Source organism: Stenotrophomonas maltophilia group sp. RY12688, assembly GCF_052149045.1.
In the GTDB taxonomy this organism is placed as follows: domain Bacteria; phylum Pseudomonadota; class Gammaproteobacteria; order Xanthomonadales; family Xanthomonadaceae; genus Stenotrophomonas; species Stenotrophomonas sepilia.
Genome location: NZ_CP197389.1, coordinates 179638 through 204327 on the forward strand (window position 1 = coordinate 179638; position 24690 = coordinate 204327).

The 24690-nt window shown below is 66.6% G+C and carries 21 protein-coding genes; 12 read left to right on the top strand and 9 right to left on the bottom strand.

The window, feature by feature from the left end:
* Positions 1-7 precede the first annotated feature (7 nt).
* Positions 8-559 (top strand): O-methyltransferase, encoded by a 552-nt coding sequence (locus ACS0OT_RS00795; RefSeq protein ID WP_065185663.1) that lies wholly within the window; start codon positions 8-10, stop codon positions 557-559.
* Positions 560-645: 86 nt separating this feature from the next.
* Positions 646-1389 carry a pseudouridine synthase gene (locus ACS0OT_RS00800; RefSeq protein ID WP_139726599.1) on the top strand — a complete coding sequence of 248 codons (744 nt, stop codon included), beginning with the start codon at positions 646-648 and terminating at the stop codon, positions 1387-1389.
* A 75-nt stretch (positions 1390-1464) separates the two neighbouring features.
* On the opposite strand, the gene ACS0OT_RS00805 is transcribed toward ACS0OT_RS00800, so the two are convergent.
* Positions 1465-1998 carry a DUF2059 domain-containing protein gene (locus ACS0OT_RS00805; RefSeq protein ID WP_005420757.1) on the bottom strand — a complete coding sequence of 178 codons (534 nt, stop codon included), beginning with the start codon at positions 1996-1998 and terminating at the stop codon, positions 1465-1467.
* 133 nt (positions 1999-2131) lie between these two features.
* On the opposite strand from ACS0OT_RS00805, the gene arfB reads away from it, so the two are divergent.
* The 3 genes from arfB to dcp all read left to right on the top strand — a co-directional run bounded on the left by arfB (position 2132) and on the right by dcp (position 5437).
* Positions 2132-2563: an alternative ribosome rescue aminoacyl-tRNA hydrolase ArfB gene (gene arfB / locus ACS0OT_RS00810; RefSeq protein WP_005420755.1), complete on the top strand. Its 432-nt coding sequence runs from the start codon at positions 2132-2134 to the stop codon at positions 2561-2563.
* 4 nt (positions 2564-2567) lie between these two features.
* Complete coding sequence (locus ACS0OT_RS00815; RefSeq protein ID WP_005420754.1) at positions 2568-3170, top strand: lysophospholipid acyltransferase family protein; 603 nt, start codon at positions 2568-2570, stop codon at positions 3168-3170.
* A 110-nt stretch (positions 3171-3280) separates the two neighbouring features.
* Positions 3281-5437 (top strand): peptidyl-dipeptidase Dcp, encoded by a 2157-nt coding sequence (dcp, locus tag ACS0OT_RS00820; RefSeq protein ID WP_065178394.1) that lies wholly within the window; start codon positions 3281-3283, stop codon positions 5435-5437.
* Between the two features lie 36 nt (positions 5438-5473).
* On the opposite strand, the gene ACS0OT_RS00825 is transcribed toward dcp, so the two are convergent.
* The 3 genes from ACS0OT_RS00825 to ACS0OT_RS00835 form a co-directional block, all read right to left on the bottom strand.
* The gene (locus ACS0OT_RS00825) at positions 5474-6733 is read right to left on the bottom strand and encodes a hypothetical protein (protein WP_155761135.1); all 1260 of its coding nucleotides are present in this window, start codon (positions 6731-6733) and stop codon (positions 5474-5476) included.
* Positions 6734-6915: 182 nt separating this feature from the next.
* Positions 6916-7362, bottom strand: a complete 447-nt coding sequence (locus tag ACS0OT_RS00830) for a 3-dehydroquinate dehydratase (protein WP_004153636.1) — start codon at positions 7360-7362, stop codon at positions 6916-6918.
* Between the two features lie 3 nt (positions 7363-7365).
* Positions 7366-7767: a hypothetical protein gene (locus ACS0OT_RS00835; protein ID WP_061480257.1), complete on the bottom strand. Its 402-nt coding sequence runs from the start codon at positions 7765-7767 to the stop codon at positions 7366-7368.
* 275 nt (positions 7768-8042) lie between these two features.
* Here ACS0OT_RS00835 and lepB point away from each other — a divergent pair, with 275 nt between their 5' ends.
* Positions 8043-8669, top strand: a complete 627-nt coding sequence (gene lepB, locus ACS0OT_RS00840; RefSeq protein WP_065185576.1) for a signal peptidase I — start codon at positions 8043-8045, stop codon at positions 8667-8669.
* A gap of 124 nt (positions 8670-8793) precedes the next feature.
* Complete coding sequence (locus ACS0OT_RS00845; RefSeq protein ID WP_065185577.1) at positions 8794-10050, top strand: MFS transporter; 1257 nt, start codon at positions 8794-8796, stop codon at positions 10048-10050.
* 92 nt (positions 10051-10142) lie between these two features.
* Here the strand turns inward: ACS0OT_RS00845 and ACS0OT_RS00850 are convergent, their stop codons facing one another.
* Both ACS0OT_RS00850 and ACS0OT_RS00855 read right to left on the bottom strand, forming a co-directional pair.
* Complete coding sequence (locus tag ACS0OT_RS00850; protein ID WP_005420736.1) at positions 10143-11051, bottom strand: LysR family transcriptional regulator; 909 nt, start codon at positions 11049-11051, stop codon at positions 10143-10145.
* 339 nt (positions 11052-11390) lie between these two features.
* Positions 11391-12359, bottom strand: a complete 969-nt coding sequence (locus tag ACS0OT_RS00855) for a LysR family transcriptional regulator (protein ID WP_053499296.1) — start codon at positions 12357-12359, stop codon at positions 11391-11393.
* A 110-nt stretch (positions 12360-12469) separates the two neighbouring features.
* On the opposite strand from ACS0OT_RS00855, the gene aceB reads away from it, so the two are divergent.
* The 4 genes from aceB to ACS0OT_RS00875 all read left to right on the top strand — a co-directional run bounded on the left by aceB (position 12470) and on the right by ACS0OT_RS00875 (position 19442).
* Complete coding sequence (gene aceB, locus ACS0OT_RS00860; RefSeq protein ID WP_005420731.1) at positions 12470-14092, top strand: malate synthase A; 1623 nt, start codon at positions 12470-12472, stop codon at positions 14090-14092.
* 64 nt (positions 14093-14156) lie between these two features.
* The gene (gene aceA / locus ACS0OT_RS00865; protein ID WP_061480262.1) at positions 14157-15458 is read left to right on the top strand and encodes an isocitrate lyase; all 1302 of its coding nucleotides are present in this window, start codon (positions 14157-14159) and stop codon (positions 15456-15458) included.
* Between the two features lie 437 nt (positions 15459-15895).
* The gene (locus ACS0OT_RS00870) at positions 15896-16936 is read left to right on the top strand and encodes a GGDEF domain-containing protein (protein ID WP_032954692.1); all 1041 of its coding nucleotides are present in this window, start codon (positions 15896-15898) and stop codon (positions 16934-16936) included.
* Positions 16937-16949: 13 nt separating this feature from the next.
* Positions 16950-19442, top strand: a complete 2493-nt coding sequence (locus ACS0OT_RS00875) for a putative peptide modification system cyclase (protein WP_235646194.1) — start codon at positions 16950-16952, stop codon at positions 19440-19442.
* A gap of 7 nt (positions 19443-19449) precedes the next feature.
* Here the strand turns inward: ACS0OT_RS00875 and ACS0OT_RS00880 are convergent, their stop codons facing one another.
* Positions 19450-19746: an NHLP-related RiPP peptide gene (locus tag ACS0OT_RS00880; RefSeq protein ID WP_065178400.1), complete on the bottom strand. Its 297-nt coding sequence runs from the start codon at positions 19744-19746 to the stop codon at positions 19450-19452.
* Positions 19747-19884: 138 nt separating this feature from the next.
* On the opposite strand from ACS0OT_RS00880, the gene ACS0OT_RS00885 reads away from it, so the two are divergent.
* Positions 19885-21051: a putative peptide maturation dehydrogenase gene (locus tag ACS0OT_RS00885; RefSeq protein ID WP_065178401.1), complete on the top strand. Its 1167-nt coding sequence runs from the start codon at positions 19885-19887 to the stop codon at positions 21049-21051.
* Between the two features lie 19 nt (positions 21052-21070).
* On the opposite strand, the gene ACS0OT_RS00890 is transcribed toward ACS0OT_RS00885, so the two are convergent.
* The gene (locus ACS0OT_RS00890) at positions 21071-23053 is read right to left on the bottom strand and encodes an acetyl-CoA carboxylase biotin carboxylase subunit (RefSeq protein WP_065185581.1); all 1983 of its coding nucleotides are present in this window, start codon (positions 23051-23053) and stop codon (positions 21071-21073) included.
* Positions 23054-23079: 26 nt separating this feature from the next.
* Positions 23080-24690 (bottom strand): carboxyl transferase domain-containing protein, encoded by a 1611-nt coding sequence (locus ACS0OT_RS00895; RefSeq protein WP_111174940.1) that lies wholly within the window; start codon positions 24688-24690, stop codon positions 23080-23082.

Genomic DNA, 24690 nt, shown 5'->3' on the forward strand with positions numbered 1-24690 from the left:
CGAACTGATGCACTTCGGTGCTGAAAACGACGCGCATGAAACCGAGCGCGCTCGGCGCATGCTCAACATCACGCCGGATACCGGTGAATTCCTGTCGGTGCTGGTGCGTTTCGGCACCGCGCGACGGGTACTGGAAATCGGCACCTCCAATGGCTACTCCACGCTGTGGCTGGCCGAAGCCGCAGCCGCCATCGACGGCCACGTGACCACGCTGGAAGTCGCCGAGGACAAGGTGGCGTTGGCGCGATCCACGTTCGCGCGCAGCGGGTTGGCCGCGCACATCACGCTGGTGCATGGCGATGCCGGGCAGTGGTTGGCAGAGGCCGGCGAAGGCTGCATCGACCTGTTGTTCCTGGATTCGGACCGCGGGCAGTACGCCGGCTGGTGGCCGCAGCTGCGCCGCGTGCTGCGGCCGGGGGGCCTGCTGGTGGTGGACAACGCCACCTCGCACGCGGAAGAGATGGAGCCCTTGTGCCTGCTGCTGGATGCCGATCCGGACTTCAGCACCAGCGTGGTGCCGGTGGGCAACGGCGAACTGCTGGCCGTGCGCAACGCCTGATTGCCACGCCACAGACCCGGGGTCAGATCCCTTTTTCCCGTGGAAAAGGGATCTGACCCCATACAGGGCACCCTTATAATCCCGCGGTGAGTACCGAACCTGACACCCTCGCCGCGGTCGAGACTGAAACCGCGCCCCTGCAGCTGCTGCACCTGGATGAGCGCCTGGCCGTGGTCAACAAGCCTGCCGGGCTGATGGTCCACGACAGCAAGCTGGCCCGTGGCGAAGATGATTTCCTGGCCGACCGCCTGCGTGAGCAGCTGGGGCGGCCGATCTTCCTCGTGCACCGCCTGGACCGGGCCACCAGTGGCTGCCTGCTGCTGGCCTTCGACCGCGAAACCGCCAGTTCGCTGGGCAAGGCACTGATGGGTGGCGTAGTGGCCAAGGACTACCTGACAGTCTGCCGAGGCTGGCCGGCCGAGCTGTCCTGGCGGGTGGACCATGATCTGGACGGCGGGCCGGGCAAGCCGGTGAAGAAGCCGGCGATCACCGATTTCCAGCGCCTGGCCACTGGCGAGCTGTCGGTGCCGGTGGGCGAGTTCAGCAGCTCGCGCTACGCGCTGCTGCGCTGCCAGCCGCAGACCGGGCGCTTCCGGCAGATCCGCCGTCACCTCAAGCACCTGTCACATCACATGATCGGCGATACCAGCCACGGCGATGGGCGCCACAACCGCATCTTCCGCATGCAGGGCGTGCACCGCATGCTGCTGCACGCCGAGCGCCTGCGCTTTCCGCATCCGGAGGGCGGCAACGTGGATGTCAGTGCGCCGCTGGACCGCCAGTTCCAGAAGGCACTGGACCTGTTCGGCTGGCAGGTGGACGCAGTTTGACGGTAGTGCCGGCCGCTGGCCGGCAGCTGCGTGATTCCAGGTGTACTGGGGAGCCGGCCAGCGGCCGGCACTACCTCATTCTCGTTTCTTTTCCGGCTCGTTGACGATCGCTTCCAGGTCTTTCTGCAGGTCCGCAAACAGCGGCTGCATGCGCGCCTGGATGGCCACCATCACGTTCTGCATCAGTGCCGGGGTCTTGTCCAGCAGGCTCTGGCCTGCCGCGCTCTCGTAGAACTCGGCCATCGCCAGCACGTCTTCCTTGCTGAACGTCTTCTTGTACAGGTCCACGTACATCGGCCGCAGCTGCTGCCACGACATGGCCTGGCGCAGGGTCTGGCTGGTCCGCGCCTGGATCCGCTTCAGCTGCTCCTGCTGCTGGGCGGTGAGCTGGCGCTGCGCGGCCACCTGCTGGAACTGCTGCTGCTGCATGGCTTCGATCTGCGGCACCATGGTGTCGATCATGCTCTGCGCGCGCGAGGCCGACAGCAGGCGGTTGATGTCGCCGTCGGTCGGCGGGGCGGCCAGGGCCGGGACGCTGGCCGTGGCCAGTGCCAGCAGCAGGGCGGCGCGGCGCAGCAGGGACGGCAGGGCGGGTGCGAAGCGGGTCATGCGGGCTTCCTGCGGTACATGGGACCGCCAGCATACCTGCAGCCCAGGCGAAGGCGGCGTGTTCGGCGCCTGATCGGCGGCATACGGGGCGCGATGGCGCACTCCACCACGTGGCTGCCGCTACAATGCGCGGATGGGCAGTGGACCGGTCACCATCAGCGCGCAGCTTGAAATCCCCGACGGCGAGATCGTCGAGCGGTTCGTGCGCGCCAGTGGCGCCGGCGGCCAGAACGTCAACAAGGTGTCCACTGCGGTGGAACTGCGTTTCGACGTGGCCAACTCGCCCTCGTTGCCCGAACCGTTGCGCGCGCGGCTGTTGGCGCGGCGTGACCGGCGCATGACCGGCGAAGGCGTGCTGGTCATCGACGCGCAACGTTTCCGCACCCAGGATCGCAATCGCGAGGATGCGCGCGAGCGGCTGGCGGCCTTCATCCAGGCCGGGCTGAGCGTGCCCAAACCGCGCAAAGCCACCAAGCCGACCCTCGGGTCGAAACTGCGTCGTCTGGACGCCAAACGCGGGCGCGCGCAGATCAAGCGCGGGCGCTCATCACGTGACTGGGAGTGATTGCTTGAACAACCCGACTTCGTTGCTGCCGGCCGTGCCGCCGCAGATGCCGCAGGTCAAACCCAACGCCTTCCTGCGCTGGCTGGCGCGCTGCACCCTGCGCATGGGGGGCTGGAAGGTGACCGGCACCCTGCCTGACATCCCCAGGCTGGTCTTCATCATCGCCCCGCATTCGTCCAACTGGGACGGGCTGTGGGGCATGGCGGCCAAGATCGCGCTGGGCATGAAGGTGAAGGTGCTGGGCAAGGCCTCGCTGTTCTGGTGGCCGCTGGGCCCGCTGCTGCACCGGCTGGGCGTGATTCCGCTCGATCGCAGCTCGCCACAGGGTACGGTGGGCCAGGCGGTGGACCTGCTGCGCAACAACGAGAAGATGTGGTTCGCCATCACCCCCGAGGGCACCCGCAAGGCGGTGAAGGAGTGGAAGGCCGGCTTCCTGAAGATCGCCCGGATGGCCGACGTGCCGATCCTGACCGCGTATTTCCACTATCCGGAAAAGACCATCGGCATCGGTCCGCTGTTCACCCCGAGTGGCGACGATGTGGCCGACATGGCTGCCATCCGCGAGTTCTACCGGCCCTGGATCGGCAAGACCCGCGGTACGGTCTGAGCCGGCCGCAGGCCGCCGCATAGACGCCACGTCCGGCACATGCCGGGCGAGCGCGACAGGAGTAGGGTGGAGGGCTGGTATCCATACCGTCTGCCCAAGGAGCGTTTTACATGTCGCGTACCGTAGTCCTGGCCGCCGCCATCAGCCTGGCGTTGGCGGCCTGTTCCGGCAAGGAGTCCACCCCCGTGACCGATGCCCAGAAAGCCCCGGCCCCGCAGCCGGCCGAAGCCTCCACCAATCCGCTGCTGAGCGCCAGCACGCTGCCGTTCCAGGCGCCGCCGTTCGACAAGATCAAGGACAGCGACTACCTGCCGGCGTTCGAAGAAGGCATGCGCCAGCACCTGGCCGACGTGCGCAAGATCGCCGACAGCAGCGAGCCGGCCACTTTCGACAACACCATCGTGGCGATGGAGCGCAGCGGCGAGACCCTGACCCGCGTGTCGCGCATCTTCTTCGGCCTGGTCCAGGCCGACACCAACGATGCGCGCCAGAAGATCCAGGAAGAAGTGGCGCCGAAGCTGGCCGCGCACCAGGACGAGATCAACCTCGATCCGAAGCTGTTCGCGCGCGTGAAGTCGCTGTACGACCAGCGTGACACGCTGGAGCTGGACCCGGTGCAGAAGCGCTTGGTCGAGCACTATTACGATGGCCTGGTGCGCGCCGGTGCGCAGCTGTCCGACGCTGACAAGGCGACCCTGCGCAAGCTCAACGTGGAAGAGACCACGCTCTCCACCCAGTTCCACACCCGCCTGGTGGCCGCGACCGCCGCTGCGGCTGTTGTCGTTGACGACAAGGCCAAGCTGGCCGGCCTGGACGAGGGCGCGATCAACAACGCTGCGGCCGCCGCCAAGGATCGCAAGCTGGATGGCAAATTCCTGCTGCCGCTGCAGAACACCACCCAGCAGCCGGTGCTCGGCTCGCTGAGCGATCGCGACCAGCGTGCCGCCGTTCTGAAGGCCTCTGAAACCCGCGCCGAGCGCGGTGATGCCAACGACACCCGGCAGACCGTGCAGCGCCTGGCACAGCTGCGTGCGCAGAAGGCCAAGCTGCTCGGCTTCGACACCTTCGCCGACTATCAGCTGGGCGACCAGATGGCCAAGACTCCGGCTGCCGCGCTCAAGCTGCTGACCGACACCGTGCCGGCCGCCACCGCCAAGGCGCGCGCCGAGGCCGGTGAGATCCAGAAGGTCATCGACGCGCAGAAGGGCGGATTCCAGGTCGCCGCTTCGGACTGGGACTTCTACGCCGAGCAGGTGCGCAAGGCCAAGTACGATCTGGACGAGTCGCAGATCAAGCCGTACTTCGAACTGGACAACGTGCTGCAGAACGGCGTCTTCTACGCCGCCACCCAGCTGTATGGCATCACCTTCAAGCCGCGCACCGACATTCCGACCTACAACCCGGACATGAAGGTGTACGAAGTGTTCGACAAGGACGGCACCTCGCTGGCCCTGTTCTACACCGACTACTTCAAGCGTGACAGCAAGTCCGGCGGCGCCTGGATGGACGTGTTCGTCGAGCAGGACGGCCTGACCGGTGCCAAGCCGGTGGTCTACAACGTCTGCAACTTCACCAAGCCGGCCGCCGGCCAGCCGGCGCTGATCAGCTTCGACGACGTCACCACGATGTTCCATGAGTTCGGCCATGCGCTGCACGGCATGTTCTCGAACGTGAAGTACCCGTCGATCGCCGGCACCGCCACCTCGCGTGACTTCGTCGAGTTCCCGTCGCAGTTCAACGAGCACTGGGCACTGGACCCGAAGGTGTTCGCCAACTACGCCAAGCACTACAAGACCGGCGAGGCGATGCCGCAGGAACTGGTCGACAAGATTCTCAAGGCGCGCAGCTTCAACCAGGGCTATGCGACCACCGAGTATCTGTCGGCCGCGCTGCTCGACCTGGCCTGGCACACGCAGAAGGCCGATGCGCCGCTGCAGGATGTCGGTGCCTTTGAAGCCAGCGCGCTGAAGAAGTTCAAGGTCGACCTGCCGCAGGTGCCGCCGCGTTACCGCACCACCTACTTCGACCACATCTGGGGTGGTGGTTACTCGGCCGGTTACTACGCCTACTTCTGGGCCGAAGTGCTGGACCATGACGCCTACCAGTGGTTCACCGAACACGGTGGCCTGACGGCGGCCAACGGCCAGGAGTTCCGCGACAAGATCCTCTCGCGCGGCAACAGCGTGGAGCTGTCGACCCTGTACCGCGATTTCCGCGGCAAGGACCCGTCGGTGGAACCGCTGCTGAAGTTCCGCGGGCTGAAATAAGAAAGCGAAAACGGCGGGGGCAACCCCGCCGTTTTTCTAACTGGCATGGTGGAGAATATCTTCCGCCGCAACAAGCACATAGCCGGGCTTCGCTTTTGCTTCACTTATCGGCGAAGAGTCCGAGTGAACCAGTCCGAGCGTTCCAAGCAAGCCACCAATTGCGGAGCCAGGACCTTCCGTCGCAAGGCACACTGCTGATACACATAGGCCAAGAATGCCAATTGCGTTTCGTTGAAGGGATCTCGAGCGAGAGGTTGCAATGGCCAGCTCAGATCGGACCTGCGCTGCTTGATCTCGAAGTTCGGCAACGGTGTCCGCCCAGTTCGTCGCTTGTTGTGAATTGTCGGGCGACGATAGTCTTCTAGCCATGAACTCTCGGAGAGCTGGCAACGCGGATTTTGCTTCATTTCTCAGTTCTAGAGTTTGACGAACAGTCAATCCTGAAACCCACGGAAGATTCGCCGCTCGGTCAGCGGAGAATGCTCTAAGATCCCATGAGTCAAGTACTCTGCCATCCTCAGACAGCAGCGCAGTTATTCCTGCGTTTGAGTTGGAGAATACGCTTCCTTTGAGCCAGCTTGCGCTTTTTGCGTCAAGAAAGATGGAGCGAATTGAGCTTCTAAGGACAGATCTTATTATTTCATCGTCTCTGTTTGATTTTGCAAATTCTTCGTCAATGTATATGTGGATAGCAGGGGTATATACTGAAGCAAAGTCCATTGAAGTCCCATTTGAGCTGCGCTCGACTTTTATCTCCTTCCCTAATTGGAGAAAAGCGCGATCTGTGATTTCTTCAATTTTCTCGTTGAATGATTTCATGCATCCTGAGCAGGCTCCAATGAAAGGAGGGGAGAACTTGAATAGTCCCGCCTCAATGAGTGGATAAATTGTCTTCAGTACGATTAGATCAGACAGAAGAGGGTATATCTCGTCGTTTCTTGGCCTTGAACGCAGTCTCATTATTTTTTCGAATATTGAATCGCTCGCCGTGACTGTGTCAGCCATTAGCGCAATACTTCGAGAGATCTGGGTCGCGTAGCTGACCCGACAAGGTAAGGCTTGGCAAGCGCCTTCTCCGGCGAAGAGGTTTAGGCCTCCGCTTAGTATGGCGTTGAAATTTCTCTCATCAGATTCATTGGGTTTCTTTGAAAGAATGTCTTCTACGACAGCTTGGTCCTTCAGCTCTCGCAGCATACCCTTCAGTTTTCTGGCAGCGCTTCGATGATCTGAAAATTCGAACTTTTCATTGAGGAGCAAGGCAATGTGAGGCGGAATGCCGGGAGATGCGTCAATCATTCGCGTGATCCTCCTTGTGGTAGGCGCTCGTCTGCACGATGTGCAACTTTCCATTGCTTACAGCATCGCATGAGCTGCCTCCGTTTGGAGGACCTAAATTGTGGGGAAAGCGGCGAAACATGTTCACCGCTTCTTCGGAGTTGCATCTGCCCAACGCTTAGCTGTGTAGTTTGATTGCAGCGTTACGTCCCCACGTGCACCCGGTTGGCCTGCTCGGCCAGGCCCAGGTGATCGAGCGCGATATCCAGCGCCAGCACATAACTCTGCGCGCCATACCCAGCAGCAATGCCCAGGCGCTGGCCGACACCGGCTGGCAGGCACGGTTCGGCCACTGCGCCGTCGTCATGCACCTCTACATACGCGTTGTGCAGATAGGGCAGCAGCCGCTGCAGGCGCAGACTGTTGGCGCACGCACCCGGATCGAGCAGCGTCACCTCGCCACGGCTGTGGTCGGCCACGCGCAGTGCATCGAGCAGTTCCTGTTCCGAACCGCAGGCGCGGATCGCCACGCTGGTGCCGGCGTCGATCGCGCGATGCACCAGCGACTTCAGGACCGGTGCCGGCAGCGGCATCGCGGTGCGGATCAGGGCGCCGGCCGCTTCCGGGCCGCGGATGATGAAGATCGACATGACTCAGCTCTCCTGCGCCAGACGGCGGCCGACAATGGCCAGCGACAACGGGTAACCGGCCTGCTGGCTGCGCTGGTCGACCACCACGGCGGCGGGGCCGTGCTGCAGGCGCAGGCGTGCATCCAGACCAGGTTCGCTGGGCGCCTGCAACTCGATGTACTGCGCCGGTAGCCGTTCCAGCGCCGCCTGCAGCGCGCCACCTTCGGCCTGCCATTGCGCCTCGTCGGCGGCACCGACATCCAGCAGTACCCAGTCGGCCGAGCGCGCCTGCGGTTGGCACAGGCACTGGCGTACCTCGGACAGGCTGGCACAGTCACTGCACAGCACGCGATGGCCGGCCAGCTGTGCCGGCAGTTGGGGACGCGGTGCCGACGAAGAGGCGTGGCGGATCACCAGGAGGGTCATACAACACCTTGCGGAATGCGCCGTGTGGCGCGGTGGGCACACGATGCGCGTGCTGCCCGTAAAGGTGCGATGCCGGTGGCCGGACCGGGGCGTAAAACCTGCGTAACCCTTCATGTAGAGCCGAGCCTACTCTCGGCTGCTCTGCGCCCCAGTCGGGCAACCTCGACGCTACAAAGAACAAGCCGAGCGTAGGCTCGGCTCTACAGGAGCGCGGCGCGGGAACCTCTTGCGCCCAGATGTGGTCTGATGCAGCCACCACCCAACCGGAGCCTGTCATGGATGCTGTTGCCCGTCCCCCCCTTTTCCAACGCGCCGTGGCTTGGCTGAAGAAGGAGGCATTGCCGCTGCTGGTGATGCTCGGCCTGCTCGCCGCCGCCCGCGATACCCTGGCCAACCATTACGTGGTGCCGAGTGGTTCGATGCAGCCGACCCTGCAGCCCGGCGACCGGGTGGTGGTGGACATGCGCGCCTACGGTCTGCGTCTGCCGTTCACCAACACGGAACTGATGGCGACCGGCACCCCGCAGCGTGGCGAGGTGGCGGTCTTCGACTCACCGGCCGACGGCACCCGCCTGATCAAGCGCGTGGCGGCGGTGGCCGGTGACCATGTGCAGATGCGCGAGGGCCATCTGAGCATCAACGGGCAGCCGCTGCAGATGGCCGACCTGCAGGACGTGGAAGCCTTCGGCGAGCGACGCGCCCGCCTTGATCTGGACATGGGCGGCGGTCCGGACATCGCCGACCTGGTGGTGCCGGCCGGCAAGGTGCTGGTGCTGGGTGACCACCGCGGCAACAGCTTCGATGGCCGCTTCTTCGGCTTCGTCGACGCCGACAAGCTCTACGGCCGCGCGGTGGCGGTGTACTACCGCCGGGGCGACGGCTTCGAGTGGCAGCGCCTGTAAGCTGAATTGATACTTCTCGTATATCAATCATGACCTATCAGGTTATGGATCGACTGGATAGACGGGCCTAGTCTGAGGCCCGTTCCCTCCCGCGCTTGGCCGCCCCCACCGGCCCATCGATCCCATGACTGGCGAAACCGCGGCGGCCGTCGAACGCCGCCCCCCCACTGTCGACCCCAGCGCCGAGACCCGCATCCAGCAGGGCACACCGGCCTTTCGTCGCACCGCGCTGGCACTGTTCCTGGCCGGCTTTTCCACCTTCGGCCTGCTGTACACGGTGCAGCCGCTGCTGCCTGAGTTCAGCCGCCATTTCGGCGTGTCCGCCGCCGGCAGCGCCATGTCGTTGTCGCTGACCACCGGCACCTTGGCCGTGGCGATGCTGCTGGCTGGTCTGCTGTCCGATGCGGTCGGCCGCCGCCCGTTGATGATCGTCGCGTTGCTGGCCTCGGCCATGCTGTCGCTGAGCTCGGCGCTGGTGGATGACTGGACCACGCTGCTGGTATTGCGCACGCTGCTCGGCCTGGCGCTGAGCGGCGTGCCGGCGGTGGCGATGACCTACCTGGTCGAGGAAATGGACAGCCGTGCGCTGGGCCTGGCGATGGGCCTGTACATCGGCGGCAATGCCATCGGTGGCATGAGCGGGCGCCTGCTGGCCGGCATCATCGCCGACCACTGGGGCTGGCGCTGGGGTATCGGCGTGGTCTCGATCATCGCGGTGGCCAGCACGGTGCTGCTGTGGCTTCAGCTGCCGCCGTCGCGCCACTTCCATCCCCGTCGTGACGGCCTGCGCCAGTTGCCGTCGCGCTGGCGCATGCTGTTCGCCGACCCGGGCCTGCCGTGGCTGTTCGCCACCTCGTTCGTGCTGATGGGCGTGTTCGTCACCCTCTACAACTACCTGGGCTACCACCTGCTGGCGCCGCCCTACCACCTCAGCCAGACCGTGGTCGGCCTGATCTTCAGTGTCTACCTGGTGGGCACCTTCAGTTCGGCGTGGATGGGCCAGCAGGCCACGCGCTACGGCCGCGGCCGCATCCTGTCGATCTCGTTCGCGCTGATCGGCGCCGGCATCGTGCTGCTGGCAATGCCGTGGCTGAGTGCGATGGCACTGGGTATCGCGCTGGTCACGTTCGGCTTCTTCGGCGGCCACTCGGTGGCCAGCAGCTGGGTTGGCAGCCGCGCCGGTACGATGCGCGCCGAAGCCTCGGCGATGTACCTGTTCGCCTACTACCTGGGATCCAGCGTGCTGGGCGGGGTCGGTGGCCTGGCCTATGCGGCCTGGGATTGGCTGGGTGTGTGCCTGTTCGCTGCCGTGCTGACCCTGATCGGTGGTGGCATCGTCTGGGCACTGCAGCAGCGCGCGCCGCAGCCGGTCACCGCGTGATCCACCGCTACGGTAGTGCCGGCCGCTGGCCGGCATGCCGGCCCATGTGGGGTTGCCGGCCAGCGGCCGGCACTACCCGGGTGGGTTGCACTTCACCCTTCGGCGAACGCCTCACGCAGTAGCGTGGCGAAATTGCGGATCAGCGGCGTTACCCGTTCGCGGTGCCAGGCCAGCTGCACTTCCGAATGCGCGCCGGCATCGGCCAGTGCCACGAAGCGCGATCCTTCCACGCGTATGTGATCGCATGACGACGGCAGGATCGCCGCACCCAGGCCCGCGGCGGCCAGGCTGATCAACGTCGATGCTTCACCGGCTTCCTGCACGATGCGCGGCGTGAAGCCCGCCGCCGCGCACAACGCGATCATGTGGTCGTGGATGCCCGCGCCGGCGCTGCGGCGGAACGCTACGAACGGCTCCTGAGCGAAGTCGCGCAGCGACAGCGTGCCCTGCTTCGACAGCCTGCGCAGGGCAGGGTGGTCGGCGTGCACGATCAGCGCCAGCGGGTCGACGAACAGGCTGTGCGCCACCAGTTCCGGCGGCAGCGCGCGCTTGCGGATGATGCCCACGTCCAGTGAACCGTCGAGCAGCGCGTCGATCTGCTGCAGCGTGTTCATCTCGCTCAGCTGCAGCCGCACCTGCGGGTACTGCTGACGGTAGCGCAGGATCGAACGCGGAATCTGCGGCGACAGCGGCGTGGCGCGAGTCAGACCGATGTGCAGTTCACCCTGCTCACCACGCTGTGCACGCTGCACCTCGTCCACGGCCGTTTCCACCTGCTGCACGATGGCGCGTGCACGTTCCTGCAGCAGTTCGCCCGCAGGCGTCAGCTGCACGCGGCGATGGCTGCGCACGAACAGGCGCGCGTCAATCAGTTCTTCCAGCTGGCGGATCTGTTGGCTGAGCGGCGGCTGTGACATGCCCAGCCGCTCCGCCGCCTGGCCGAAGTGCAGCGTATCGGCGACGGCGAGGAAGTAGCGCAGGTGGCGGAGTTCGATGGACATGGGGCCAGTTTATTCATCGTCAGCCGGAAATGAATCAGAGGCGGGGTCAGAGCCCGTTGCGCAGCAACGGGATCCGACCCCGTGCCGACCAACGGTCGGCACCCACCATGGGAAGCATTTCCCACAGTTCGCAGAAAACAGTCGAAGGCGGGGTGGGTCCGGTTGCGGGGGCGTGAGCGCCATGGATGGCGCGACCGAGCCTCCATGGACGGGTTTACGGCGTCCCCCGCAACCGGACCCACCCCGCCATCCCACGGAATGCCCGCTGTTGCCGTTGACGTTGCCGTTGCTTCGGCCTCTGCAGGTGCAGGGCGGCAACCCTGCAAACCAGAACACCCCTCACCGCTCCGAATGCCCGCTCTGATCGTAATCGCGCGGACTGAACAACTCCGGCTGGATCAGCTCGATGAACGCCCGCGCCTGCGCCGACAGCGCCTTGCCCCGGCGCACGATCACCCCGTAGCTGCGCTCGGGGAACCAGCGCTTCATCGACCGCGCCGCCAGCCGCTCGTGGTCGGCCTCGTTCAGGCACAGCGCCGGCACGATGGAAATGCCCATGCCCATCGCCACGTACTGCTTGATCACTTCCCAGCCCCCCACTTCCAGCGCCACGGTGTAGGCGATGCGGTGGCGCTGGAACACCTGGTCCACCAGGCGGTAGGTGATCTGCCGCTTCGGCGGCAGCACCAGCGGATAGCGCGCGATGTCGGCCAGCTCCAGCTCGCCGCCCTTGGCCAGCGGATGATCGTGCGGTGCGATCAGCACCTGCTCGAAGCGGTAGGCCGGGGCGTAGGTCAGGTCGGCCGGCACATCGGTCATCGAACCTATCGCCAGGTCGGCGGCATCCTCGCGCAGCAGGTCGGTGCCGTCGGCGCTGATCGCGTTGTGCAGGGTCAGGCGCACGTCCGGGTGGTGCAGGCGAAAGCGTTCGACGATCTTCGGCAGCAGGTACAGGATGGTCGAGCTGTTGGCGGCAATGTTCAGCTCGCCCGCGTCCAGGCCGCGCACCTTGTCGCGGAAGCGCGCCTCCAGCCCGTCCAGGTTCTCCACCAGCGGCTGTGCCATCTCGTACAGCAGCTGGCCCTCGCGGCTGGGCACCAGGCGCCGCCCGCTGCGCTCGAACAATGGCACCCCCAGCTCCCGTTCCAACGCCTGCAACTGCAGGCTGATGGCCGGCTGGCTGACGAAAAGTGCCTCAGCCGCCCGTGAGACCGAGCCGAGGCGCACGGTCTGGCAGAATGCGCGCAGCGGCTTGAGCCGGTCGGATTTGTAGGAAAAACGAGGACTTGGCGGGGCGCGTGTGCTCATCGTGTAACGAGTATTAGCACAACTTATGTAAAACATTGCAAAAACTGTTTTGCCAAATACTGAGGCCCAGCGGCACCGTGGAGACGTTCCCCCACCGCTGGAGTAGCCCCATGTCCGCCGTCGCTTCCGCCGTTCCCACCCCCGCCACCAAGGCCACCCCCGGCATCGCCCTGGCGACCCGCGTGGCCGGCCAGGACACCGTGCTGCCGGCGCCGCTGCTGGCCCTGCTGGTGTCGCTGCACCGCGCGGTGGAACCGGGCCGGCAGGCGAGGCTGCAGGCCCGCCGTGAACGCCAGGCGTTCTTCGACCAGGGCGGCCTGCCGGACTTCCGTGAAGACACCACTGCGATCCGCAGCGGCGACTGGCGCGTTGCGCCGCTGCCGGCCGCGCTGCAGGACCGCCGCGTCGAGATCACCGGCCCGACCGACCCGAAGATGGTCATCAACGCGCTGAACTCCGGCGCCAAGGTGTTCATGGCCGACTTCGAGGATTCGACCTCGCCGACCTGGCGCAACCTGCTGGCCGGGCAGCAGTCGCTGGCCGCGGCGGTGCGCGGCGATCTCGAATACACCGCCCCCAATGGCAAGCATTACACGCTGCGCCCATACGACGAACAGGCGGTGCTGATCGTGCGCCCGCGTGGCTGGCACCTGGACGAGAAGCACGTACGCGTCGACGGCCAGTTCCTCGCCGGCGGCCTGTTCGACGCAGCGGTGTTCGCCTTCCACAACGCCCGCTCCCTGCAGGCCAAGGATCGTGGCCCGTACTTCTACCTGCCCAAGCTGCAGAGCATGGAAGAGGCGGCGCTGTGGGAAACCGCGCTGTCGCACATCGAAGGGATGCTCGGCTTGCCGCACGGCCAGATCAAGGTGACCGTGCTGATCGAAACGCTGCCGGCGGTGTTCGAGATGGACGAGATCCTGCACGCGCTGCGTGATCGCATCGTCGGCCTGAACTGCGGGCGCTGGGACTACATCTTCTCGTACCTGAAGACCTTCCGCCGCCACGCCGACCGCGTGCTGCCCGAACGCGGCCAGGTGACCATGACCCAGCCGTTCCTGAAGGCGTATTCGGAACTGCTGATCCAGACCTGCCACCGCCGCGGTGCGCATGCGATGGGCGGCATGGCCGCGCAGATTCCGATCAACCACGATGCCGCCGCCAACGAACAGGCCATGGCCCGCGTGCGCGCCGACAAGCTGCGCGAAGTCAGCGCCGGCCACGACGGCACCTGGGTCGCGCATCCGGCGCTGATTCCGGTGGCGATGGCGATCTTCGACGAGCACATGCCCGGTGCGAACCAGCACAGCGTGCTGCGCCAGGACGTGCGCGTCGGCCGCGACGAACTGATCGCGCGGCCGCCGGGCACCATCACCCGCGCCGGCTTCGAAGGCAACGTGGAAGTCTGCGTGCGTTACCTGGCGGCGTGGCTGGATGGCAACGGCTGTGTGCCGATCCATCACCTGATGGAGGACGCGGCCACCGCCGAGATCAGCCGCAGCCAGTTGTGGCAGTGGCTGCATACGCCGGGCCAGCAGCTGGACGATGGCACCGCGATCGACCTGGCCCTGCTGGATTCCACCCTGTCGCAGCTGCCGGCACGGCTGGGCGATACCGCCGCGCTGCCCGGTGGCGCGCGCATCAGCGAGGCCATCGCCCTGCTCGGCGAACTGAGCCGCAGCGAAGAACTGACCGATTTCCTGACCCTGCCGGCCTACGCGCGCATCGATTGACTGCCGCCCGCGTCTACCGCCGTTTCCCTCCCCGCTGCACGCACGAACCGAACTGGAGAAAGACATGAGCAAGCTGCCCACTGCCGAACAGATCCAGCACGACTGGGATACCAACCCGCGTTGGGAAGGCATCCAGCGCAACTACAGCGCCGCCGACGTGGTGCGCCTGCGCGGCACCGTCCACATCGAGCATTCGCTGGCCCGCCTGGGTGCGGAGAAGCTGTGGGCGTCGCTGCACGAGCGCGAGTTCGTCAACGCGCTGGGTGCACTGACCGGCAATCAGGCCATGCAGCAGGTCAAGGCCGGCCTGAAGGCGATCTACCTGTCCGGTTGGCAGGTGGCGGCCGACGCCAACCTGGCCGGCCAGATGTATCCGGACCAGTCGCTGTACCCGGCAGATTCGGTGCCGGCGGTGGTCAAGCGCATCAACAACACGCTGCTGCGCGCCGACCAGCTGCACCACGCCGAAGGCAAGGATGACATCGACTTCCTGCAGCCGATCGTGGCCGATGCTGAGGCCGGCTTCGGCGGCGTACTCAACGCCTTTGAACTGATGAAGGCGATGATCGAGGCCGGCGCCGCCGGCGTGCACTTCGAGGACCAGCTGGCCTCGGTCAAGAAGTGCGGGCACATGGGCGGCAAGGTGCTGGTGCCGACCCGCGAGGCGATCGAGAAGCTCAACGCCGCACGCCTGGCCGCCGACGTGATGGGCGTGCCGACCCTGCTGGTCGCGCGCACCGATGCCGAAGCTGCGGATCTGCTGACCAGTGACATCGACGGCAACGACAAGCCGTTCACCACCGGTGAGCGCACCGTCGAAGGTTTCTACAAGACCCGCAACGGCCTGGACCAGGCGATCAGCCGCGGCCTGGCCTATGCACCCTATGCCGACCTGGTGTGGTGCGAGACCGGCAAGCCGGACCTGGAGTTTGCACGCAAATTCGCCGAGGCGATCCACGCGAAGTTCCCGGGCAAGCTGCTGGCCTACAACTGCTCGCCCAGCTTCAACTGGAAGAAGAACCTGGACGACGCCACCATTGCCAAGTTCCAGCGCGAACTGGGCAGCTACGGCTACAAGTTCCAGTTCATCACCCTGGCCGGGTTCCATGCGTTGAACTACGGCATGTTCAATTTGGCCCACGGCTACGCGCGCCGCCAGATGAGTGCGTTCGTGGAACTGCAGGAAGCCGAGTTCGAAGCGGCCGAGCGCGGTTTCACTGCGGTCAAGCACCAGCGTGAGGTCGGTACCGGCTATTTCGATGCGGTGACCCAGGCGATCCAGCAGGGCCAGTCGTCGACCACCGCGCTGACCGGATCGACCGAGGAAGAGCAGTTCCACGGCGGGCGCAGCGAACGCGCGGCGTGATCCGGTGCGCGGCGTGATCCGGTAGTGCCGGCCGCTGGCCGGCAATCACGGGATGCTCCGGGCGCTGCGTGGCAGCCGGCCAGCGGCCGGCTCTACCGGGGCCTGGAAATCCGATCAGGGTGGCCAGGGAAGGGCCAGGCAACGCCGGCCGGTCGGGGGACCTGCCGGCGTTGTTGTATCGATGCAAGGGGGGCAGCCAGCGGGCAGCGTCAATCAGGCGCACCCCGGGTTCCGGCAACTTGGCCGAAACCCTGTGAAACCCGGCATCGAATTGATCCAGCAGGGGTTTTGCCCGGGCACCCGTGACCAGAACGGGCCACCACCGATCTTCACGTCAATCAAGATCGGCAGAACGGTCAAAATGAGATAGGGCGCACACTTTAAAGCGGTGCTATGCTCCGCGGCTCACCAGGGGACGCTGGCGGCGGGTGCAGGGAATGACCGGCAGGGGTGCGGCCGAGAACAGTGATGTGACGACAGGTATCGCCCGGGTGGCGATGGCCGAGATCGTGCACGCGCTGTTGTCAGATGCCGAGGTGGCATTGTTTGCCAGATTCGCCCGCGCATGCAAGCTCCGTGCCGGACAGTGGCTGTTCCAGCGTGGCCACCGCGGCGAGCGCATGTATGTGATCCTCGAAGGCCAGATCGAACTGGACTTCGGCGAGGACCTGGTGATCAAGACACTCGGGCAGCATGAGTTCTTCGGAGAACTGGGCCTGCTGGTCGGCGACCACCTGCGCAGCGCCAGCGCGCGCGCGCTGGTCGACTGCGATGTGCTGGAACTGGGGCCGGCTGATTTCCACCGGCTGGTCGAATCCGATCCGGGCCTGGTGGCCTACTTCCTGCGCCGCACGATCATGCGCGTGCTGGCCAACGAACAGGCCCTGATCAGCCAGTTGCGCCGGCGCAACCACGATCTGGAAACCGCGCTGGACAACCTCTACATCACCACCCACCAGCTGACCCACACCCGCGAGCTGGTGCGTACCGATGAACTGACCGGTCTGCACAACCGCCGTGGCCTCACCCTGTACCTGCAGGAGTGCCGCGAGCGTGCCGAGGGGCCGCCGCAGGCGCTGCTGCTGATCGATTGCGACCGTTTCAAGCAGATCAACGACCGCCACGGCCACCAGGCCGGCGACCGCGTGCTGCAGAGCATGGGCAACATCCTGCGCTCGATGGCTGGCGAACAGGACCTGGCCTGCCGGCTTGGCGGTGATGAGTTCTGCCTGATGCTGCGCCGTGGCAACCGCGAGATCGTGCAGCACGCTGCCGAGTTCATCCTCAGCGCGGTGCACGGCCTGCTCGAGCGCAGCCATGGCACGCCGCATGTAAGCCTGGTCAGCATCGGAGCCAGCCTGCTGGATGCCGACGCGGACTGGAGCGAGTGGTATGCCAGCGCCGATCGGGCGCTGTACCGGGCCAAGCGTGATGGCGGCAACTGCCTGCGCTGGGTGGATGATCCGGACGGCCAATAGGGAGATGCAGGCGATGAATGGCGACAACGGAACGTCAGCCCCGCATAGCCCACAGCTACGCGCCCTGCTGTTCACTGATCTGTGTGATTCGCTGCAGCTGGTCGAGCGGATCGGCGACGTGGCGGCGGCGAGCCTGTTCCAGGAACACGACCGCCTGGTGCTGGTGCTGCAGCACCGCTGGAATGGCCAGCTGATCGATCGTTCGGACGGCCTGTTCATGCTGTTCGAGCGCGCCATCGATGCCCTGGGCTTCGCCCTGGACTACCAGCGCGAACTACATGCGCTGGGCCAGCAGCGTGCGATTGAACTGCGCGCGCGTGCCGGCCTGCATGTGGGTGACGTGCTGACCTGGGAAAACAGTGCAGAGGCGGTCCGCGCCGGCGCCAAGTCGATGGAAGTGGAAGGCTTGGCCAAGCCGATGGCGGCGCGCCTGATGATGCTGGCGCGGCCCGGCCAGATCCTGTTGTCGGCGGTAGCCGAATCGCTGACCCGCCGTGCCACCGATGCGTTGGGCGAGCGCGGCACGCGCCTGTTGTGGAAGTCGCACGGGCGCTGGCGCTTCAAGGGCGTGGCGGTGGTACAGGAAGTGATCGAAGTGGGCGAGATCGGCTCCGCACCGCTGCGCATGCCGCGTGCCAATGCCAAGGCCCGCCGCGACATGCCGTTGTGGCGGCAGCCGCTGGTGCTGGCCGCCGAAGGCCTGGTGCTGGCGGTGGCGGTGCTGGGCGGCTGGCTGCTGCTGCGGCCGGAACCGGCGATTGCGTTCGCCGAGCGCGACTGGGTGGTGCTCGGCGATGTCGACAACCTCACCGGCGACCCGATCTTCGACGACTCGATGCGGCATGCGATCCGGATCGCGCTGGAGCAGTCGCGCTACGTGAACGTGCTGTCGGAGGGCAAGATCCGCGAAAGCCTGGAAATGGCGCGGCTCTCCGGCGATACCCGGCTCAGCCGCGATACCGCGGCCAACGTGGCGGTGCGGGAAGGCGCGCGCGCCGTGCTGTTGCCGACCGTGCGGCAGAAGATCGGTGGCTACGAGCTGGCCATCGACGTCGCAGCACCGGGCAGCGGCCAGGTGATCCAGACGTTCACCGCCACCGCGGATCGATCCGATCAGATGGTGTTCGCGGTGGACGATGTGGTCGGGCGCCTGCGGCGCGGACTGGGCGAATCGGTGGCGAGCCTGGAACAGTCGTTGCCGCTGCCGCGGGCATCGACCCAGGACCTGCGCGCACTGCGTGCATTCGCGCTGGCGGAGAGTGCACTGGGCCAGCGTCGCTTTGAGGAGGCGCGCAACCTTTACCAGGCGGCGATCGATATCGATCCCGGTTTCGCCCTGGCCTACATGGGCGTGGCCAAACTGCATGCGCGCGTCGAGGAAGGGCGGCGTGCACGCGAAGCCATGCAGCATGCGCTGGACCTGCAGGATCGGCTGCCGCCACGCGAGCGGCTGTACCTGAAGGCCTGGATGGCCGAGCTGGAGCCGGGTGGCTGGGCGCTGGAGCAATGGCGCACGCTGGCCAAGGTCTATCCGGATTCGTTCGCGGGGCTGTCCAACACGTCCTGGTACCTGCTGCAGGCCAACCAGTTCAGCGAGGCCGAGCCCTATGCGCGTGCCGCCGCAGTGCCGCAGGATCCGCTGCGGCTGTATCCCCTGGTCCACCTGGTGCGGATACAGATCGCTGCCAACCAACCGCAGCTCGCTGCCGAAACACTGGCACAGGCGCAGATCCTGCGCGGCCGTGATGACGCCGATGAGACCGGCGTGGATGTGCTGGTGGCGCAGGGGCAGTACGCCAAGGCAGCGAAGCTGTTGCCGCAGATCCATGCCAGCGATGCCCTGCAGCAGCGGATGAAGCTGCGTGCGCAGCTGCTGCTGGCGGCCGCGCAGCGCGACTGCCCGGCGATGCAGCGGGCGATACGCGAAGATGCAGCGGCGCCGACGCTGGTCGATCTTCAGGTGCAGCAGCGCCTGCAGCATGCCAGCGTGGCGGCGTTGTGCCCGGGCGCTGACCGTGCCGGGCTGCAGGCCATTGCGGCGCTGCTGCAGCCGACGCTGCAGGAGCGTGATGATCCCATGCTGCATGCCCGTGGCCTGCAGTGGCTGGCACTGGTCCACCTGGCGCAGCGGCAGGGCCAGTTCGAACTGGCCAGGCGTTGGCTGGACGAGCAGCGGCCCCTGCTGCGCAGCCTGCGCAGTCCGGTCGCGGACCGCTGGCTGCGCATCGTCAGCGCCATGGATGAGCTGCAGATGCAGCGCCCCGAGGCTGCCCGCGCCCTGATCGAGCCGATGCTGGATGGCAGCGAGCCGGTGCAGGCGCGCGTCGTGCTGCTGCTCGCGCTGCGTGCGCAGGGCGATGAAGCCGCCGTGCGCCGCCAGCAGGCCTGGCTGGCCCAGCATCGCGGCCAGGCCATTGCCGAGGTCACCGCCCTGCAGGTGTGGCAACCGCTGAACGTGTATGACGTCTCCACGTGGGCTACGCCGGCCACGGCCGGCGCGCCCTGATGGCGGGTCAGCCGTCGATGCGCTCGCCGACCTTGCCGGCTTCGAAGCAGAACACCACGGTCATGGCCGCCACCGACCCGGACAGGTGGGCCTGCAGCCCGTCACGCACTTGGCTCAGCTCCTCGACCGAGGCCAGGGTGCCGATCTTCATGCAGTCGTTCTCGCCAACGGCACCGTCCAGCCCGATCGAGGCCAGGGCCTTGGCCGGCGACGCGGTGAAGTGGCGGCGGAAGTCGTCGCTGCCGATCAGGTGGTCCAGCAGGGTGCTGGCGTCTGCGGCGGAAAGGCGGGGATGGGTGCTCATGGGGATCGTCCGTAGGTGGAGTTTCTCGTATCGGCCGCGACAGCCTGCCATTGAGGGCCGCGCTGCGCACATCGCTAAAGTTGGCCGCGCCGCGGTCGTTGCTGCTATGCCGGTTGTGCGGCAGAAGGAAGGAAACTTATGCGCCTGCGCCGCTGCGCCAGCCTGATGTTCGAGCCCCGCGAGGCGGTCACCCTGGACCTGCGCGCGATGCTGGCCGGCCACGCCGAGATGGACAGCCAGATCAGCTGGGTGGCGCTGGCCGCGCATCTGGACCAGCCACTGCCGGTGGACGCCGAGGAGCGCCAGCTGCTGGGCGAGCTCAGCGCGCACCGCTGGAGCGAACCGCCCGCCGATGCCTCCCCGGCGATGCTGGCCCGCCTGGTCGAGCAGGGCCTGCTGCTGACCGACCCGCCGAGCGAGGTGGGGCATCAGTTGCGCGACGAGGCACTGCGGCGCAGCCAGTGGTGGCCGCTGGCCGCGCTGGCCCATCGCCATGCGCGCTGGCAGGCCGTGGACAGCGTGGAGGACATGCGTCGGCAGGGGTTGGACACCGCTGCCGGCCTGCGCCAGCGCCTCGGGCCGCCACCGCCGGTGGTGCAGCCCATGCAGGGCGACTACCAGCCGCTGCCGCGCAGCGAAGAGGCCGCGTTCGATGCACTGCTGGCGCGCCGCACCACCTGCCGCAATTTCGACCCGCAGCGCGCGCTGCCGCTGCCATTGCTGGCCCAGGTGCTGCAGCGCACGCTGATGGCGCACGCGGTGCAGAAGGTCGAGCGCGACACCGAGTTCCTGAAGAAGAACGTGCCTTCCGGTGGCGGCCTGCATCCTACCGAAGGCTTCCTGCTGGTGCAGAACGTGGAAGGACTGGCACCGGGCCTGTATCACTACCACCCGGTGCAGCACGCCGTGCTGCCGCTGCCCTCGCCACCGTCGCAGGCACTGCCGGCGCTGGCGCGGCGGATGCTGTCCGGGCAGGCGTGGTTCGCGGATGCGCCGGCGCTGCTGGTGCTGGCGCCGCGCTATGACCGCTGCTTCTGGAAGTACCGCAACCACGCCAAGGCGCATCGTGCGGTGACGCTGGATGTCGGCCACATCTCGCAGCTGCTGTACCTGTGCGCGACCGAGCGCGGCCTGGCCGCCTTCGTCACCGCAGCCATCAACGATGCCGATGTCGATCGTGCCTTCGGCTTCGATGGCATCGGCCAGAGCGCGATGGCCATCTGCGGCCTGGGCTGGCGCAGTGCCACACTGGACACGGCAGAATTCGATCCCGCTGGTCGGGTGACGGCGGGCGACGACCGCTGAGCGACCGTCGCCCTGGCGTTCACGCCGCTTCGAAGTCCACCAGCACCGCGCCGTCGTTGACCTGGTCACCGGCCTTGGCGCGGTAGCCCTTCACCGTGCCGTCGGCCGGCGCCTGCAGGGTGTGCTCCATCTTCATCGCTTCCAGCACCACCAGCGGCGTGCCGCGCTTGACCTCGGTACCGGCGGCGACCAGCGTGGCCACGATCTTCCCGGGCATCGGTGCCAGCAGGCTGCCGGCATCGGCCACGGCGTGGTCCGATTCGCTCACCGGATCATGCAGGGTGAAACGGTGCTGGCCGTCGGTGCCGAACAGGTACAGCTGGTCACCGTCGCGCAGCAGCTGCAGTGTCCAGCGGCGCCCGCCCAGCTGCACCGCCAGCCCCCGCACATCGGCGGTGCCGATCACCTGCACGGGTGCCGCGTCATCGCACTGCACGCGCCAGCCATCGGTCTGCGCCCACACCTTCAGCGTGTGCCGGCGTTCACCCTGCTGCAGCGGAAGCACGCGCGGCGCGGGCGCGCCAAGGCGCCAGCCATCCTGCGCCTGCCACGGCGAATGCGGGTCGCGCGCGTCGCTGGCTGCACCTGCAGTAGTGGCCACGGCGGCCACCGCCGCCAGCAGCCACAGCGCATCATCGCTGTCACCCACCCGGCCCAATGCGGCCTGCTCGCGCTCGATCAGCGCGGTATCCAGCTTGGCATGGGTAAACGAATCGGTGTTCACCAGGCGGCGCAGGAAGCCGGCATTGGTGGTCACGCCCACCACCTGGCAGTCGGCCAGGGCCTGGCTCATGCGGCGCAGCGCGGCGTCGCGGTCCACGTCCCAGACGATCAGCTTGGCAATCATGGGATCGTAGTACGGCGTGATGCTGTCGCCTTCCTCGACACCGGTATCCACGCGCACATGAGTCGACGGCGACGGCAGGCGCAGGCGGCGCAGGAGGCCGGTGGACGGCAGGAAACCACGGTCGGCGTCTTCGGCATACAGCCGCGCCTCGATGGCGTGGCCGTGGATCGCCAGCTGCTCCTGGCGCAGCGGCAGTGGCTGGCCCGAGGCTACGCGCAGCTGCCACTCCACCAGGTCGGTGCCGGTGATGTACTCGGTGACCGGATGCTCGACCTGCAGGCGGGTGTTCATTTCCATGAAGTAGAAATCGCCGTCAGGGCCGGCGATGAACTCCACCGTTCCGGCGCCGACGTAGCCCACCGCGCGCGCGGCATCGACCGCGGCCTTGCCCATCGCCGCACGACGTTCGGGGCTCATGCCCGGGGCGGGCGCTTCTTCCAGCACCTTCTGGTGGCGGCGCTGCACCGAGCAATCGCGCTCGAACAGGTAGACCGCATCACCGTGGCTGTCGCCGAACACCTGGATCTCGATATGGCGCGGGCGCTCGACGTACTTCTCGACCAGCACTTGGTCGTTGCCGAATGCCGAGGCCGCCTCGCGCTGGCAGCTGGCCAGTGCATCGACGAAATCTTCGCTGCGTTCGACCTTGCGCATGCCCTTGCCACCGCCACCGGCGCTGGCCTTGATCAGTACCGGGTAGCCGATGGCATCGGCCTGCGCGCGCAGGAAATCCGGCGCCTGCTGGTCGCCGTGGTAGCCCGGCGTCAGCGGCACACCGGCCTTGGCCATCAATGCCTTGGCCGCGCTCTTGTCACCCATCGCGCGGATCGCGCTGGCCGGCGGCCCGATGAAGGTGATGCCGGCGGCGGCGCAGGCATCGGCGAAGTCGGCATTCTCGGACAGGAAACCGTAACCGGGGTGGATCGCCTGCGCGCTGGTCAGGCGTGCGGCGTCGAGCAGCGCGTCGCCGCGCAGGTAGCTCTCACGCGCGGCAGCCGGGCCGATGTGGATGGCCTCGTCGGCCAGGCGTACGTGGCGTGCATTGCGGTCGGCATCGGAATACACCGCCACGGTGGCGATGCCGAGGCGGCGGCAGGTGGCGATGACGCGGCAGGCGATTTCGCCGCGGTTGGCGATCAGGACTTTGGTGAACATGGCAACAGGCTCGGTCATGGCACGGGTTACATGCGGAACACGCCGAAGCGCGTCTGCTGCGGGGCGGCATTGAGGCTGGCCGACAGCGCCAGCGCCAGCACCCGGCGGGTGTCGGCCGGATCGATCACGCCGTCGTCCCACAGGCGTGCGCTGGCGTAGTACGGGTGGCCCTGCTGCTCGAACTGGTCGCGGATCGGTGCCTTGAACGCGTCTTCCTCCGCTGCCGGCCACTGGCCGCCCTTGGCCTCGATGCCATCGCGCTTGACCGTGGCCAGCACGCTGGCGGCCTGTTCGCCACCCATCACGCCGATGCGCGCGTTCGGCCACATCCACAGGAAGTTCGGCGAATAGGCGCGGCCGCACATGCCGTAGTTGCCGGCACCGAACGAGCCACCGATCACCACGGTGAACTTGGGTACCCTGGCGCAGGCCACCGCCATCACCAGCTTGGCCCCGTCCTTGGCGATACCACCCTGTTCGTACTTGCGACCCACCATGAAGCCGGTGATGTTCTGCAGGAACACCAGCGGGATGTTGCGCTGGGTGCATAGCTCGATGAAGTGCGCGCCCTTCAGTGCCGACTCGGAGAACAGGATGCCGTTGTTGGCGATGATGCCGATCGGGTAGCCGTTCAGATGGGCGAAGCCGGTGACCAGCGTTGCGCCGTAGCGCGGCTTGAATTCGTCGAAGCGTGAGCCATCGACCAGCCGCGCGATCACTTCGCGTACGTCGTAGGGCTTGCGCGTATCGGCCGGGATCACCCCGTACAGTTCGTGTGCCGGCAGCAGCGGTTCCTCGGGCGCCTGCACCGCCATGGCCGGTTCCGGCTTGCGCCAGTTGAGCTGGGCGATGATCGCGCGCACCCGTGCCAGTGCCTGCAGGTCGTTGTCGGCCATGTGGTCAGCCACGCCGGAGATGCGCGTGTGCACATCGGCACCACCCAGTTCCTCGGCCGTCACCACTTCGCCTGTGGCCGCCTTCACCAGCGGCGGGCCGCCGAGGAAGATCGTGCCCTGCTCGCGCACGATCACCGTCTCGTCGCTCATCGCTGGCACATAGGCACCACCAGCGGTGCAGCTGCCCATCACGCAGGCGATCTGCGGAATGCCCTGCGCCGACAGATTGGCCTGGTTGTAGAAGATGCGGCCGAAATGGTCACGGTCGGGAAAGACTTCGTCCTGCAGTGGCAGGAACGCACCACCGGAATCGACCAGGTAGATGCACGGCAGGTGGTTCTGCTCGGCGATCTCCTGCGCGCGCAGGTGCTTCTTCACCGTCATCGGGTAGTAGGTGCCGCCCTTGACCGTGGCATCGTTGGCCACGATCACGCATTCCACGCCACTGACGCGGCCGATGCCGGCCACTACGCCAGCGGCCGGCACGGCGTCTTCGTACATGCCGTGCGCGGCCAGCGGCGCGATTTCCAGGAAGGCGCTGCCGGGGTCGAGCAGCGCGTCGATGCGGTCACGCACCAGCAGCTTGCCGCGCGCGGTGTGCTTGGCGCGTGCGGCTTCGCTGCCACCCAGCGCGGTGCGGGCGAGGGTGGCATGCAGGTCGTCGACCACGGCCTGCATGGCCGCGCGGTTGCTTTCAAACGTTTCGCTGCCCGGTTGCAGCTGGGTGCTCAATACGGTCAT

Bases quoted from the DNA above. Each gene is read 5' to 3' on its own strand.
- ACS0OT_RS00795 (WP_065185663.1), top strand. From the start codon at position 8: ATGCACTTCGGTGCTGAAAACGACGCGCATGAAACCGAGCGCGCTCGG.
- ACS0OT_RS00805 (WP_005420757.1), bottom strand. From the start codon at position 1,998: ATGACCCGCTTCGCACCCGCCCTGCCGTCCCTGCTGCGCCGCGCCGCC.
- arfB (WP_005420755.1), top strand. From the start codon at position 2,132: ATGGGCAGTGGACCGGTCACCATCAGCGCGCAGCTTGAAATCCCCGAC.
- dcp (WP_065178394.1), top strand. From the start codon at position 3,281: ATGTCGCGTACCGTAGTCCTGGCCGCCGCCATCAGCCTGGCGTTGGCG.
- ACS0OT_RS00825 (WP_155761135.1), bottom strand. From the start codon at position 6,733: ATGATTGACGCATCTCCCGGCATTCCGCCTCACATTGCCTTGCTCCTC.
- ACS0OT_RS00830 (WP_004153636.1), bottom strand. From the start codon at position 7,362: ATGTCGATCTTCATCATCCGCGGCCCGGAAGCGGCCGGCGCCCTGATC.
- ACS0OT_RS00835 (WP_061480257.1), bottom strand. From the start codon at position 7,767: ATGACCCTCCTGGTGATCCGCCACGCCTCTTCGTCGGCACCGCGTCCC.
- lepB (WP_065185576.1), top strand. From the start codon at position 8,043: ATGGATGCTGTTGCCCGTCCCCCCCTTTTCCAACGCGCCGTGGCTTGG.
- ACS0OT_RS00845 (WP_065185577.1), top strand. From the start codon at position 8,794: ATGACTGGCGAAACCGCGGCGGCCGTCGAACGCCGCCCCCCCACTGTC.
- ACS0OT_RS00850 (WP_005420736.1), bottom strand. From the start codon at position 11,051: ATGTCCATCGAACTCCGCCACCTGCGCTACTTCCTCGCCGTCGCCGAT.
- ACS0OT_RS00855 (WP_053499296.1), bottom strand. From the start codon at position 12,359: ATGAGCACACGCGCCCCGCCAAGTCCTCGTTTTTCCTACAAATCCGAC.
- aceB (WP_005420731.1), top strand. From the start codon at position 12,470: ATGTCCGCCGTCGCTTCCGCCGTTCCCACCCCCGCCACCAAGGCCACC.
- aceA (WP_061480262.1), top strand. From the start codon at position 14,157: ATGAGCAAGCTGCCCACTGCCGAACAGATCCAGCACGACTGGGATACC.
- ACS0OT_RS00870 (WP_032954692.1), top strand. From the start codon at position 15,896: ATGACCGGCAGGGGTGCGGCCGAGAACAGTGATGTGACGACAGGTATC.
- ACS0OT_RS00875 (WP_235646194.1), top strand. From the start codon at position 16,950: ATGAATGGCGACAACGGAACGTCAGCCCCGCATAGCCCACAGCTACGC.
- ACS0OT_RS00880 (WP_065178400.1), bottom strand. From the start codon at position 19,746: ATGAGCACCCATCCCCGCCTTTCCGCCGCAGACGCCAGCACCCTGCTG.
- ACS0OT_RS00885 (WP_065178401.1), top strand. From the start codon at position 19,885: ATGCGCCTGCGCCGCTGCGCCAGCCTGATGTTCGAGCCCCGCGAGGCG.
- ACS0OT_RS00890 (WP_065185581.1), bottom strand. From the start codon at position 23,053: ATGTTCACCAAAGTCCTGATCGCCAACCGCGGCGAAATCGCCTGCCGC.
- ACS0OT_RS00895 (WP_111174940.1), bottom strand. From the start codon at position 24,690: ATGACCGTATTGAGCACCCAGCTGCAACCGGGCAGCGAAACGTTTGAA.